Origin of the sequence: Bacillus sp. SIMBA_026 (assembly GCF_046535335.1) — a bacterium.
Lineage (GTDB): Bacteria > Bacillota > Bacilli > Bacillales > Bacillaceae > Bacillus > Bacillus velezensis.
Genome location: NZ_JAWRWX010000382.1, coordinates 1 through 247, shown reverse-complemented (window position 1 = coordinate 247; position 247 = coordinate 1). Strand labels below are relative to the sequence as shown.

Below are 247 nucleotides of genomic sequence, written 5' to 3'. Positions count from 1 at the left end.
CGACGCGCTTCTCGGACTTGGCCAGCGAGGCAGGAATGCTGCTGCGCTTGGCTTTTGGGCGGCCATGGCGCCGAACCGAAGGCTTGCTGGGCTCGCTCATGCGCCCGCTCGGCCTAGCCCTGCCGGTTTCCGATCACACGACGTTTTCCCGGCGAAGGCGGATGGACCGGCGACGGTTGGTGATCATCCCGCCGCACTTTGGGTGAGGCTGCAACGTCATGAGCGCCACGACCAACTTGGGCATGCC

Annotated in this window: 1 pseudogene; it reads left to right on the top strand. The window is 66.0% G+C overall.

Going from position 1 to position 247, the window contains the following annotated elements:
- A pseudogene (locus SB847_RS21900) lies at positions 1-155 on the top strand (transposase); the annotation flags it as partial.
- Positions 156-247: the final 92 nt, after the last annotated feature.